The sequence below is a fragment of the Candidatus Cloacimonadota bacterium genome, from assembly GCA_012522635.1.
Classification (GTDB): domain Bacteria; phylum Cloacimonadota; class Cloacimonadia; order Cloacimonadales; family Cloacimonadaceae; genus Syntrophosphaera.
Genome location: JAAYKA010000150.1, coordinates 1 through 14,659, shown reverse-complemented (window position 1 = coordinate 14,659; position 14,659 = coordinate 1). Strand labels below are relative to the sequence as shown.

Below are 14,659 nucleotides of genomic sequence, written 5' to 3'. Positions count from 1 at the left end.
GCTATTGTGTTTCTACAATCGGTGATTCGTTCAAACGCCTTTATGTCGTTTTCGTCGATAATTGAGTTTTGTTTATGCCAATTGATAGATGCCTGTAATTGCCTCTTTTTATCATCCAGTGACAGCACTTTTTCTTTATAATTAGTCCCCGTTTTAAAACCAGATTTGTTAAAGCCTTCAGAATAGAAAACAACTAGTCTATTAATCAAAGTCTCTTTCAACATTTCATAGCATGTAATAAAGACAGAGCAAAACAATAGATAAGGTTTGAGCTCATCAGGATTTAAGAATCTTTCCCATTTATCTTGAATATCGTCTATCATGTATTCCTCACTGTAACTTAATGTTTATTACCAACTTGAGTAGTTTGTTAACTGGTCAAAAAGAATATGTATATGTATAGGCCAATTATTCTTATCCCACTTCTCCACCGGAATGAAGCTGCCGTCCGCGGCGCAAGGAGGCCCGGGTGGCGGATCGAGAGTGGAGCGATATTCTGTGTTGGTGGCGAGACAGTGGGTCATTTGGTCGTAGATTTCCAGGATGCGGCGCTTGGTGCGATATTCGCCATATTCTTTTTCGTCTTTACGTTTTACGATTGGGAATGTCTCCATAATGTAATCTACAGCCTGTCGTGGTGTGGGAAAATAAGAAAGTAGGTTTTTGCTGCTCTGAGCCTGCCAGTCTGATTGAGTTCCTAGGTAGAGGTGGAAATAGAGGGCATCCAGTTCACAGCGGATTTCGAACCTCCGATCCTCGTCCCAGATAAAAGGAGGTCCAAAATACCCACAATCAACAGCGAAGGTCTGGAGGTCGTAAGAAGTATATGCCAATTCTAAAACAAGACTCAATGCAGTGTCAGCAAATCTTTTGGAGTTATACTCGTTAACAATAGCGTTAAGCATGTTGCAAATTGGTATCTGGTCATAAATGGATTTGCTGACGTTCGCGCCACCCTGTCTCAACCTTAGTAGATAATTGAAGCAGTATGAGTTGAAACATGAAGCTAAGAATCCCCCAAGAATGTAATTCAAGTCTTGTCCAAAGAAGCAAGATACACTTCCTTCTGCTCCAGAGGCTGGCAATATGGCAGCTATGCTAGTGGTTTCATTGGTCGTGCTTGCCTGCCTTCTCAATGCAACGTACCATTGTGGATAAAAACCAGCCAATTCAATCCATCTCTTTTGAACATCAGCCTCTCTAGCCCAATACAAAGTATTTGATCGGAAATAAGGATCTTTTTTTTCCAATGATGTTGTCGCACGAACAGCTTGGTTAGCTTGTGTGGCAAATCTATGGTCGAAGGTGTGAAAATACTCACCCTCATAAACTACTATATAACTTTCAAGCGATTCAATGCTGTCGTAGCGGATTTTTACACGCTTAGATGCAGTATCGAAATTATAGAATAATCTTGATTTTATAATATGGTTTAGATCGTGTAGCGTAGTGCTGGTTTGAGCAATCTTAACATATAATAATGCATCAATCTTATTTTTGAAATTGGGAACTGAAAATCGTGTTTTGGAAACTTCCTGTATTTCCTCAAAACCAAGCTGCCAAATGAAATACTCGTTTTTGATGGCGTGTAAATCGTTCAAATAGAATCCGAACCTTGCGTTGGTGCTTAAGGGATGTCCAGCGATAGTTATTAAAGATATTTTGTATTGAGGGTGTACACTGTCAAAGAATTTTTCTCTATAATCATTTCCTCTGTTTTCGAAATCATATAGCGAAATCAGCAACTTATCCTTTATTAGGTGTTTACTGAGCAACTCAGTGGGGTTATCAGTTACAATAGCCGTTGGCACAACCAAACCACATCTCCCCTCAGAAGTTATTAGTCCTAGCGTCAATTCAACAAAGATAGCAAATAGATTCTTTCTGTTTCCAGAGGTGAGAGGATATCTACCAGATGCGGATATAAAATGCTGAGTATGTGCCATTTCACTTATCTTAATATCAGTATCATTATCTTTTTTCTCGATCATATCCCAGGGTGGATTGCCCAAGACGCAATCGAAGCCGGATGGAAAATTGGCGAGATGGCGAGATGGTGAGGTGGCAGTTTGGGGAGATGGCGAGGTAGCGAGATGGCGAGGTGGTGAAACTGTGTCGGGAAAGACGTCGGGGAAGGCGAGATGCCAATGGAAGAAGCGATACTGTTTTGCCAGGCGTGCCACTTCCTGCTTTATAGCGTTGTTCACGGTTTCAGGATTGCTCTTGATGCGTTCCATGATACCGTGGGTGATGGGCTCGGGACGCTGGGAAGCGCCATCTTTAATCCACATAAAGGCGGCACACCAGGCGTCGTGGATAAATTTCGCATTTTGATATTGAGGGGACTGGATGAAATCCGCGTAGCCGCGTTCCTTGGCCTGCAGGCTTTGAAAATCATCATCCGCCATCTGGTTCACGGTGTCGAAGCCGGGACGCAATTCCCGCTTGCTGAGCCAATCCTCACCTTCGCTGCTGAAAATATCAATCACATCACCTTTGCTTTCGTCGCGGTTCAGTTTTTTGTAGCGCGCGCAGACGGATTTGTCGTCACCGGTGAGCGGGGTGAAGGCGGCGTCGGGAATACCGTTTTCCAAAAGTTCGGGGGTGCAGCCCAAAAGTGAATTTCCACATTGGATATGATGGTCCAGAAAAGTGAGGGGTTTGCCCGGGTCGAGGGCTTCCATCCAGAGGGAGATTTTGCAAAGCTCCACCGCCATGGGATTGATATCCACCCCGTAGATGCAATTTCCGATTACATCGCGCAGGGCGTTTTGGATGAGGGAGGGGGCGGGCTCGTCTTCGCCGGCTCGGATGGCAGCCAAGCGTTTGGCAATGCGATGAGCCGCTGAGATCAGGAAGTGTCCACTGCCGCAGGCGGGGTCACAGATTTTGAGAGCAAGCAGAGCGTTCTCTGGTGAGTGGTGAGTGGTGAGTGGTGAGTGGTAAGTGGTGAGTGGTAAGTGGTGAGTGGTAAGTGGTGAGTGGTGAGTGGTGAGTGGTAAGTGGTAAGTGGTGAGTGGTAAGTGGTGAGTGGTAAGTGGTGAGTGAGGGTTAGTTTCGCTGCTGTCGTTTTGCCACTTACCACTTACTGCATTGGCAATTACCGGTTCCAGAGCCGAATCGAGGAGAGAATTCACCAGGGAAGAAGGTGTGTAGTAGCTGCCGCTGGTTTTGCGCTGGGAACCGGCAACAATGCTCAGACTGAAATAGGCGGCATTGAGATTTATCTCCGGATGCATTTCCAGCAGGGATTCATAGATGGAGCCCAGTTCTTCAGAGCCGAGATTGCGATAGTTGATGGCTTGGAAAAGCTTGTTTTTATGGGTGTAACAGAGATATCTGACCGCGAGGAGGAGATCACTGTTGGCAAGGGCGGCATCAGCCAAATCCGGGGTGGAATCCGTGCTGAAAAGAAATGAGCCCAGGGCGGGCAGCCCGAGAATTGGATTGCCCGCGTGGAGGCTTGTAAAAAGTAGAAGTAGCTGTTGCCAGAGGTCGCTGTGGCGGGTTCCTCTTTTGCGGAGAGCGAGCTCGCGGATGCGGTAGGTGGAATAGTAATCGAGATAGGTTTGTTTCACATTTTCGGGGGTGTCGGTGGGGATGAGTAAATCCCTGTCTTCCGCCACGAAAATAAAGAGCAGACGATATACCTGCAGCAAAACCTGGTGATAATAATCCTGCAGGCTCAAGGCTCCATCACGCAGTTTGGCGCGCAGGGCGGAATTGGCGGGATGGGAAAGAAATCCCGCGCCGAGGGACTCAATGGCGGATTGAACGTTGTCGCGCAGTTCGTCCAGAGCGCGCACGCCGTCCTTGATTGAGGTGTGAAACCACTTTTCCAGCCAGCAATCGTGGGGGGCCGGATTGCCGTCGGAATCCTCGGTTTTTGCCTCCACCCGGGATTGATGGCAGAGCAGGAAAAGCAGAAAGAAATCGCTGTAGCTTTCGTTGTCCAGCATGGCCTGTAAATCAAATTCCACATACGCGGCGCGGGTGAGGGAGACGTTGTTTCGGAGGATGCGCAGTTTGTGGCCATTGGAGAGAAAACCCCAGAGATGATGGGGGCTGCGGTTGAGAAATTCCTGCATCAAGGCGTGGGGTGAGAGCTTGGTTTCGCGCCTGGCGATGGGATTGCGTTTGTCCAAATCCCATTTATAGCTGACCAGATGGATGGCGACGGGCTCGGCAGCCTTGTGGCTGATGGGGTAGCTTTTATACTCAATATCGATGGATTTTTGGGCTTGAAGCCTGCCGTATCCAAGCTCGTGGAAAAGGGGCAGCAGCCAGCGTTCACGGGTTTCCCTGGTGCCGATGGCCTCAGCAGGCAAAACATCCGCTGTTTCCCGAAAGGTGTGCCAAACGCCGATGAGCCGGTTCCAGGAACGGGTGGCGGCTTCACCCAGGCGTTCGCCGGGACTGAGATGATAATCGGTGGGGTTCAGGCCTTCCAGGGTAGCGTCTCCGCTGACGATTCTTTGCAATAAATCGGTTGGGAGGATGGCGCCTTCGGTGCGGACGGTGTTGAAGATGGTTGAGCGTTTAGACATGGGGTTTCCAGTAAGTGGTAAGTGGTGAGAAGTAAGTGGTAAGTGGTGAGGAGTAAGTGGTAAGTGGTGAGGAGTAAGTGGAGTTATGCATGTTTATCACCTTTGAGATGTCGCATGAATGATAGAAGCTGTTTGCTGATGATAGTGATCTCCTCCAGGATAGGGTTTATTGATATGGGATCGCATAACTTAATTCGGGAAGATAGGATTAAGTGAGATTCAAGCTCACGCAAACTTCCATGTGCGATTCTGAGAAAATAAGCAAATTCGTTTTTATTGTGCCTTGCCCAGCCCTCTGCTATATTAGCTGGGACAGATGCTGATGCTCTCCTGATTTGGTTTGTAAGCCCAAACATCTCGCTTTTCGGAAAAGATGCAGTGATCGAATATGCCTTTTCTGCCAGAGTCATGGCTCTTTGCCAAACGTTAAGGTCCTGATAGGATTGATTACTCATATCTACTCCTTCCTGCTGAGAAATGCAAAATCTTAGGAGGCTTAATCAATGGATTGGTATGTGTTTGAGGAATCCTGATTTGTAACTCTGAAGCAACTCTGAAGTTTATAGCTTCAGAGTTCTCAGAAAACTCCCACTTACTACTTACCACTCTACTACTCACTTGTGCTCCCAGGCAAATAAACATATATGCCGAGAATATCCGGTGGAAGTTCGGGCTTTATTTCCGGTTTTTGTGAGCGTTTCAGCATTGCCGCATCCCGCACTCTTAGATGGGAAGCCAGCAGCTCGGAGGCGCGCTGGTGGGCAAAGTTATTAATATGGGGCGAGAGAGACGCGAAGTTTTCAATCACACGTACGATCTGGGTCAGGGCCTGTTGAGGAATAACGTTGTCCGAGACTTGCGCGTTGAGCAGGGCTTTGGCTTCGTCATCCGTCAGCCATTCCGGGTTTTCGTGGGTGCCAGTGAAAGCCACCATTTGGTAATCTTCCGCCAAGCTGCGATGGGTTTTATCCTGGAAAACTTGAGTGAGGTGAAAGCGGTATCGAAAGAGCAGGAGGGTGGTTTTTCGTGTAACCGCCATGGTTCGGATTACTCCACTGCGCTTGGCGATGGAATGGGGGTTTTCGGCGTCCAATGCAGAACTCATCACCAAGTCTGCCAAACCTTCAACCACAGGATGGGTGCGGGCTAGATAGAGTTCTGAATCCCGCACAGGGAGATCGAAACTGACGCGGATTTTGTCGGGCAGATAGCCGCAGCTTTCCTTCACCAGTGTGGGGACGTGGCTCAGATCAATCTGGAAGGAGTTATTTTGTTCTTTAATCACAGCGTTGTAGCGTGTTAGAGCCTGGGTGACGAAACTTTTGATATCAAGCTGGGAGCCGATGGAATCCCGGATGGAATCGAGCTCGGATTTGATTTCATCCACTCTGGCGGCAAGACCCATCTGGGAAAACATGGTTTGGCTTCGTTTTTCTTTGTCCCTGGCAAGATCCCAGGCGTTGTGCAGTTTCTGTTTGTCTTCTTTGAAGAGTTCATCGAATCCGTCGATGAGGAGCTGATCTCCCCTTCCGGATTGTTCACGCAGCAGAAGACCTTCGAAGATGGCTTCCACAACGGCTTCGGTGTCGGCTGGGACGGGGATGGAGATTCCCAGGGAGGATTTTATTTGTTTGTGTTTTCGCAGAAGCACGTCCAGGACGATGCCGTCAATCTGATTGTCCCTTCCATAATATGTGAGCGTGCGGACGACGGGGTGGGGCTGACCAAAACGGTCCACCCTGCCTTCCCGCTGTTCGTGGCGGGTTGGGTTCCAACTGAGGTCGTAATGAATGACCGCGTCAAAATGGTCCTGGAGGTTTATGCCTTCGGAAAGACAATCTGTGCAGACCAGAATTCGGGAAGGGAATTGAGCAATCTCCAAGACGCGGGCTTCGCGTTCCTCCGGTGGCAGAAGCCCGGTTATGGAAGCAATCTGGATGGATTTTGGCAGGCGTTCCCGCAGTTGCTCCGCCAGGTATTCCGCGGTCTGGATAAAGCGGCAGAAAATGATGGGGCTGAAGCCATCCCTAATCAGATCTTTCAGATATGGTAAAATACCGAGCATCTTCGCGTCTTGATTTCCGTGCAGGGCGTCGGCGGCTTTTGCCATTGCCAGAAGTTTGCGGCGGCTGAGCGTGGTTTCATCAGTTTCCGATGTGGAATCGCTGCCAGGCAGGATGTCGCTGGCGTCGGTTGTGTCATGATCGTCAATATCCAGGATGAGGCGTCTGCCCAGTTCGTCTGCTTCGGAGATGGACTCTGTCTCCAAAGTGGCGCTGCGGTTGCGCATCGTCGCGGCTGCCGCAGCGGGACTGGATGCCAGAGCGCGCAATAAAGCCAGAGCAGACCACCAACGCACGCGTTGCCTGTGTTTGCTGTTTGTTTGGTCGGAGACAATTTCGCGGGCATAGTCGAGGGCTTTTTCAAATAAATCTCGATAGGGCTCGGAGAGATTGTAGTGGTGTTCTTTCGTTTCAACGCTGGGGAAAACAGTCTTTTCCTGAAGGTAGTTTGTGATATCCGCTCTGCGGCGCTGGATGAAATATTGGGCGATAACGCGGCGATAATGCTGGTTTTCTGTTCCGGTTAAATCTGGGGGGAAGTTGGCAATGTCTTGGTTCAGAATGCTTAAAAGGGACCTGAAGGCGTTTTCTTTTCCAGAGTGGGGTGTGGCGGTTACCAAAAGCATGTGACGGTCAGGGTTTTGGCTCAGTTTTTTTATGAGGTCATAGCGCTGATGCCGGCTACTGTTTCTGGAATCATCAAAACTGGAAGTGTGAGCTTCGTCCACGATAATCAGCTCGGGTGCAGTGCGCAGGAACTCGGCTTTGTGGCGATCGCTTTTGATGTAATCGATTGATACCACAGTGTGAGGATAGACCTCGAAGATGGATTCGTTGGCGCGGCAATTGCGCTCCAGTTTACGCACCGTGCTTGCCAAAACCATCTTGGCATCGATGTGGAATTTTGAGCTGAGCTCGGTTTGCCACTGCTCCGCCAAATGAGGGGGACAGAGAACGCAAAACCTGGATATTTCACCTCTGTCCAGCAGTTCTCTGGCAATCAAACAAGCCTCGATGGTTTTGCCGATTCCCACGTCGTCGGCAATCAAAAGCCGCACGGGATCAAGCTTTAAGGCCATTATCAGCGGCACCAATTGGTAGGGTCTGGGGTCAACCGCCAGCCTGCCGAAGCTTCTGAAAGGTCCGGCGCTGTTTCGGAAACCCAGCCTGAGCGCGTCACGCAGCAATCGACAGGATTGGTAATCTCCCAACTGGGAAGGGTCTGGCAAACTGAAGGAGGCTGGTTTTACCGTTTCCAGAGCGGTCAGGATGCCGGTGATCTCATCGTCGCTGCCGCCGAGAGGTTTCAGGATGATGAGTTCATCTGTGGATTCGGGCAATACAATCCACTCTCTGCCGCGGGCGGAGACGAGTGAACCGATGGAGTATTTCAAACGTTGTGGGTTCATCATTTCAGCATCATTATAAACCATGTTACTTCTCTACTCTGCTGTGGTCAAGATTTCATAAAGGGCTTTATTAATATAATAGTTCGATCTTCCCACTTTCTCTTTTTGAAGCAATCCATCTTCTGTCAAGGCTTCAAGATACTTGATGGCAGTAAGTCTGCCAATATTCAAATCCCGCATCAGAAAGTCTATCTTCGTATAAGGGTGATAAAACAGGTTGTTTATCAGGTCCTGGCTATAGAATTTATGCTTGGCTCGTATCAGATGTTTGTAGTCAAGAAGTGAAGACTTGATGGATTCAACAATTGAGATGGTCTGACGGGATGTGGATTCCACTGCATCCAGCATGAATAGTATCCATTCCTCCCAAGCTTCTTCCTCACGCACTTTTTGGAGCAACCGATAGTAATCACTTTTGTGTTTTACGATATAACGGCTCAGGTAAAGAACCGGAGAATCGAGCAAGTGTTTGAGTACTAAAAACAAGACGTTGATTATACGTCCGGTGCGCCCGTTTCCATCATAAAAGGGGTGTATGCTCTCAAACTGGAAGTGGATGATAGCCATTTTCACCAAAATGTCGGCATCATATATGTGGTCATCATTGATGAAAAGCTCAAGATTGCTCATGAGATCAGCTATATTCTGGGGATTTTGTGGTGGCCTATAAACAGTTTCACCTGTTTGTTCGTTTTTCAGTTCGGTTCCAGGCATGGTCCTAAAACCTGAACGATGATTTTCCAGCTTTGAGTGAATTTCAATAATGATGTTGGAGGTTAACAGGGAGTTATCTCGTACAAGCTTGAAACCCGCTTTTAGAGCAGAGGCGTAGTTTTTCACTTCTTTTGCGGAAGCATTCTCGGCAAACTGGGGGAAAAGTTCTTCCCGATAAAGATCGTCAGCGGTGGTGATGATGTTTTCTATTTCAGAACTATCTTTCGCTTCCTGAAGAGAAAGAGTGTTTATCAGAATGGATTGATTCGGGATGCTCGAAGAGATTCCCTTCAATTCTGCCAGATAACGATGAGCTGATGCTGCTTTTCTTAGGACTGTCTTAGTCTCTAAATCAACTTCAGGTGGAAGAAATCTTGGTGTGCTGCTCATAAAAATACTCCTATTGGTATATTAAACCCGGATTTTCTATACATATCACGACGGACATATATACGAAAGTGGCATTTTCTATACATATCACGACGGACATATATACGAAAGTGGCATTTTCTATACATATCAAAAAGAATATATAAGCAAAAGTTGTATTTTCTATACATCTTATTCAACTGCATGGGAAATAAAGCTGGTGGTAAATGTGATTGTAGAGGCAGTGAGACAGGATTGGCAGCAAAAAGGAATTCATGATCCTATTTCTCCCCAAAGATGTTTTTATTGGCGGCTATAATCTCTTGCCAATCATCATCATACCTGAATCTGATGACATGCCAGCCAGCATCGTCCAAGCATTTCTCTATTTTTTTATCTTCGCTTGCTTGATCCGGTGAATCATGGATGGGGCCATCAATGTAAATGACGACGAATTTATCGCTGTATAGATAATCCGGTTTGGTGTTACACGATTCAATGAGCGCTTGAGCGTGGGTCGGAAGGATATGGCCAGATTTGTAAATGAGGTCAAGCCATTTTTCCTCAAGGCTTGAGCCTGCCAATCTTTTTAATCTTTCAAAATGCTCGGTTCGTGATAATTCACTGGAAGAGCGGGATACGTTGGAATTGAAGAGGCTTATCAGGATATCAATAATCGCTTTGCGGTCCAACAACTCATGGTCGGTTTGGTTCGAATAGCTCATGAGGCAGTCATAGCAGGCGGCTTCACAGGTTTCTTTGGCCAGTGGGGATTTTTGCAGGTCCGCAAAGGTGGTCGGATCATAATGACAAATATCTATGGCTTCCCTGATAACTTGCTTGAAGTTTGGGTTGTCTATCACCTTTTTCAAAACTCCGGCTCCGCCTTCTGTGGCTTCGTAGAAGAGAATTACTTTTCTTTCACCCTTTGAAGGCAGCGATTCCGCTGATAATTCGTTATCCTCCAGCTCGAAAACCCTTTGTATGGCGTTTTTTAGAACCGCCTGCAGAGATGCCATTATGGTATCATTAACACCGAAATGTGGTTCAAACAACAGGCAATTTTTGGTGTCGCTTACAAATGGGCTAACCAGGATGTTCGATCTGCCCATGGGTGAATCATCATCGAGGTCTTCACTATCATATTTTCCCCAGTATCCGCGCTCTGTGTCAAAAACAAATCCGGGGCGCCGGGATTTATAGCCGAGGTTTATGCGCCAGATCATGGCGGAATCACCATAGGTCAATCTTCCCAGACAGTCATTTTCATTCATGATGTTTGCGTTTATGCAGGAGAGGCGGCCTGATCGCGACGCGAAGCGTAGGGTAGTGCGGATGTCGAAACCGAGTTTTAGGCGTTCTTCCTCGTCGCAATTTATCTGGTCTCTGCGTTGCGCCACCACATTCTGAAGCCTGAACAGGTTTGATAAAATATGATGTAAATCGCTGCCGCAATGTTCACATTTATCATATTTTTGCTTGTCCACGCCCTCTTCCAAAACATGCAGATAACCACATTGGGAGCAAATCTTTGCCGCGCTGGTGGCAACATTGTTTTGTTCATCCTGGGCGGGCATGATAACCTGGTGGATGATGTATCTGGAGCCTTCATGATAGACAAATGAGCGTGGTCCAAACTCTGTGATGGCCAAAAAACGAGGCCGGGACAGATATTCATCTTTACCGGTCTTGAGTCTTCTCCCTGGTATAAAGGCGGACAGAGGTAAGCGGGGGAAATTATATCCAGGCAAAAAGCCCTCACTGGCAAAATATCGATAGGAATAAAAATCGGAATGAATCGCCCCACTGGATGTGGTAAGGAGTTCCAACTGTGCTTCAGCTTCTCTCCTTAGACGTTTGGCTTGGTCTTTTTCCTGTTGTTTTCTGGAGGCGTCAAGGATAATTTTATTTTGGATTTCCTGCTGATTGAGAGCAGCTTTATATAAACCACGCCATCGATCACAAGCTTTTTGGAATTGCAGCGGAATTTGGGATAATGTGTCGTCAAGCCAATCCGGTGTGAACCAAACAGAATTCTTTAAACTATCTTCTATGGAACTTATTATTTTGGCTGCTCTGATGCGCGCTCTTTGTCTTATGGAAAAATCCGACAAAGCGTTCTCAATATCTGGCAAGAGTTCCAGCTTAGGTGGTTCACCAGAGATATCCACAATTTCTGTGAGTGTGTTACCCAGTTTCAACCGGGCTTCTGAAAGCCAGATGGCATTGATATGGGATTGCAACATATCTTCATTGGCAAGATCAATCTGCGGTGCCGCCACTGATCCTGAGACCATATTGACGGGACGTTTAAAGAAATATTGATCATGCGGACTTCCAGTTGAACAATAGGTGAAAACCAAGGCTGGCTGTCCGCTTCTGCCCGCGCGCCCACTGCGTTGCGCGTAGTTTGCGGGTGTAGGTGGAACATTGCGCATATTCACCACGTTCAAGCGCGAGATATCGATTCCCAGTTCCATGGTGGGTGAGCAATATAGGATGGGCAAAGTGGCTTTACGAAAGTCATCTTCTCTTCGTTCCCGTTCTTCGTATGAAACCTGGGCTGTATGTTCTCTCGAGTGGAGCCCACGCGTCGATGCCGCAACAAACTGGTAGAATTCTTTAAAATATTGATTAACTGGTTGTCCAGCCAAGGAAAGAGATGTTTGACGGATGGGATCATAAGCTCCGCTGGAACCATCTCCGGCTTTCCAAATCATCGAATCGGCCACAAGCTGATATCCCGGTACTTTTTCCGCTTTGGCATCCCGGACTTTTTCGATAATCCCGTAGGATAAAAGCCCGTCCAGCAGGTTTTTGATGATTGTACCCGTATCTTCCAAGGTAAGCTTGTGCATGTGGTTCTGGAACCTGTTTGCACGCCTGAGATATTGTCCAAAACCGCTCCGGGTGGAAAGATAGGTGTCTCCGCCATAATCTCCCTGTTTGCGAGAACGTGGGTAGAGTACCGAAGCGTGAGTTAGCAGTCTGGTCTGCTCGTTTTCATCAAAACCCCAGGGGGGGATAAGCCGCTGTTTGCCTTGTTGCAGAATCCTTTCCTGTTCCATTTGATCCAGGTAGGAAACTTTGATGGCGAGTTCCCTTCGCATCCAATCAAGCAGTGTTTTTAAAATGTTCAGCCTGGTTTGCGTGTCCGCCTGAGCCAGGGCGGGATGACCGGAAGCCCACTGCTCGGAATCTCCCGCCAATTCATCAATTGAAAGGTATTCAATCTCCAAAAGTCCCGTTTGTTCAAGGTTTGGAGCATTAACCCTCCATCCTCTTTTCAAATCACGATACAGGTGATATCCAAGAACGTTTCGTAAGGCTCGCTCAGTTTCCATTTTGGCAAGCCCTTTACCGGCATCAGGGTTTGAAGCGTACTCTTCAAAGGGCAGGTTCAAGCTCTCAAAGACAAGCTGGGTGAGTTCACTGTGTCTTACTCCCTCGCCGCTTTTTTGTGAGAGTGCGTGAAACAGGGCTCCTCTGAGAAGACCGACCTGTATGAAATCATTGAAATGACCCGACTGGAGAGAGGCATCCTGCCTGTTGTCAGTGAAGCTCAGCAGTTTGCGGGCCTCTGGGGGAAGTTCCATGTTGCGGATATGACGCACTGCGGAAAGGGATAAAATCGTGGTCGCAGTGCTTCTGCCTTCTGTACCTAATGCAGACAGTTTGGCAAAATCGCTTCTTTGATTGGCAGAATATGAGACTTGGCAAGTGGGGCAAAATCGAAAAGGAGCAGCAAGAAAAAACATCTGTCTGCCAGTGTTTTTTAACTGTCCGTCTGCTGTCACACGGATCGGTTTGGGAAGATATTCCTTGCGATTGTTGAGAATTTTTCCATCATGGCCCTTCCATTCGTCAGGGATTTTATCCATGTTACCGGTAACATCATCCGTCCATTCATTTGCATCATCAGCAAAAATAAAACCCGCTTCCTGATTCTCATCAAAAACCCGTTCATTCAGATCCCGGGGCTGGAGCCGCCATACTTCTCTTTCGTCATCAAAAATCTTAGTCACGGTGTAAAACTCTTGTCCACAGTGACGACAGAAGGCCAAAGGTAGAAGGATTTTATTCTTATTGCTGTTGGGGACATATAGCTGTCTTTGTATCGTGAGATGTCTTATTTCTTTTTCATCGAGAGACGCGTAGACGGTGTCTCCTCTGCTTATAAACTGGTGAAGTTTGAATGCGAAAACCGGAAACTGATTGGCGGGATTGATTGTTTTAAATCCCAACATCAGGGCATGCTGGATCGCTTTTTGGCAAATGGATCTGTCGATTCCAGTGATATTGCTGAGGCTTTCTGCTCCACCATCCTTGCCCCAGATACATTTTGCGGGTGAGCGGTATAATCTGCCGGAATGGGGGTCGGATTCAACCCCAAAAGTGGTTTCAATCCAAGAGAATAAGGTGTCCTCCTTGATGTCCTCAAAACTCAGGCTCTGTGTTTTAAGTGTGTTTTCAATCGAGTTCGCAAGTTTTGTGACAACGGATGAATCAGAAAAATCAAATTCCGGGGTCAAGCGTTGAAGATATTCACCAATCACATTGTCTGGTGTCACGTTGCTGCCGAAAAGTTGTGTGGCCACCCTTGAGATTTCAAGATTCTGTTTCGAGCGGTCACCGGTGCTGGATAATGTGGCGGATGTTCCGACGCGGATAACGTTTTCTGCCTTTGCGGCGTCTATTGTTCTTCTGATCAACATAGCCACATCAGCTCCCTGGCGACCCCGATAGGTGTGGAGTTCGTCCAAAACCAGGAATTTGAGGTTTTTACAGGCTGCCACGAGGGGCAATTCGTTGGGCCTGGTTAAGATGAGTTCCAACATCACGTAGTTGGTCAGCAAAATATCTGGAGGATTCGAGCAGATTTTGAGTTTTTCCTGTTCTGATTCCTGGCCAGTATAGCGTTTGAAAGTAACAGGTTTTGTGTCAGAGCTGAAGCCCCAGTCTATAAATTTTTTGAGTTCATTTTTCTGACTGTTTGCCAGCGCGTTCATGGGATAGACAATGATGGCTTTGATCCCTTTGCCGCTCCCGGTTTTAAGAATGTGGTTCACAATGGGAATGATGTATGCCAGGCTTTTCCCGGAGCCGGTGCCAGTGGTGAGGACATAGTTCTGTTCTTGGGCTGCTCGTTTTATCGCTTCAGTTTGGTGTTTATGAAGCTGCATCTGTTTGCCAAAGTCGGTTTCATCTTTCTTCATTCTGAATATCTGCCGACATAATGGATGTAAAATTTCTGACTCAATCAAATCATCAATTGAGTCTCCCGGTTCAAAGAATGGGCTTAGCTGAATCAGGGGGTCTGGCCAGAGTAAGCCGTCCTCAAGCTCATTGGAAATTAATTCTTTAATCGAATCATCTTTGATTGTGATAAAGCCCTTGACGTATGAGCAGTAATCCGCAATCAGTTTGTTTCTAAGCTCGAAAACATTCATGAGAATACCTTTCCTTTTACAAGACTTTAAGCATGAAGACCACTTGTATATCTTTCAGTTTTACGGAATTTATAAAATCGTGAATTTGCTATCGATATAGCGTGCAT

General features: G+C 47.1%; 6 protein-coding genes. All 6 read right to left on the bottom strand.

All coding sequences use genetic code 11. The features are described 5' to 3' along the window. Window positions 1-323: hypothetical protein (locus tag GX135_07785; protein ID NLN85978.1), on the bottom strand; the 323-nt coding region annotated here is incomplete at its 3' end. Between the two features lie 27 nt (window positions 324-350). Next, window positions 351-4,547 carry a hypothetical protein gene (locus GX135_07780; protein NLN85977.1) on the bottom strand — a complete coding sequence of 1,399 codons (4,197 nt, stop codon included), beginning with the start codon at window positions 4,545-4,547 and terminating at the stop codon, window positions 351-353. Window positions 4,548-4,630: 83 nt separating this feature from the next. Then, window positions 4,631-5,002 carry a four helix bundle protein gene (locus GX135_07775; GenBank protein NLN85976.1) on the bottom strand — a complete coding sequence of 124 codons (372 nt, stop codon included), beginning with the start codon at window positions 5,000-5,002 and terminating at the stop codon, window positions 4,631-4,633. A 155-nt stretch (window positions 5,003-5,157) separates the two neighbouring features. Further along, window positions 5,158-8,022, bottom strand: coding sequence for a DEAD/DEAH box helicase (locus GX135_07770; GenBank protein NLN85975.1), 2,865 nt, complete (start codon window positions 8,020-8,022; stop codon window positions 5,158-5,160). A 30-nt stretch (window positions 8,023-8,052) separates the two neighbouring features. Then, a complete protein-coding gene (locus GX135_07765) occupies window positions 8,053-9,123 on the bottom strand; it encodes a Fic family protein (protein NLN85974.1) in 1,071 nt (356 codons plus the stop codon). Between the two features lie 260 nt (window positions 9,124-9,383). Next, window positions 9,384-14,318, bottom strand: a complete 4,935-nt coding sequence (locus GX135_07760; GenBank protein NLN85973.1) for a DEAD/DEAH box helicase — start codon at window positions 14,316-14,318, stop codon at window positions 9,384-9,386. Between the last annotated feature and the right edge of the window lie 341 nt (window positions 14,319-14,659).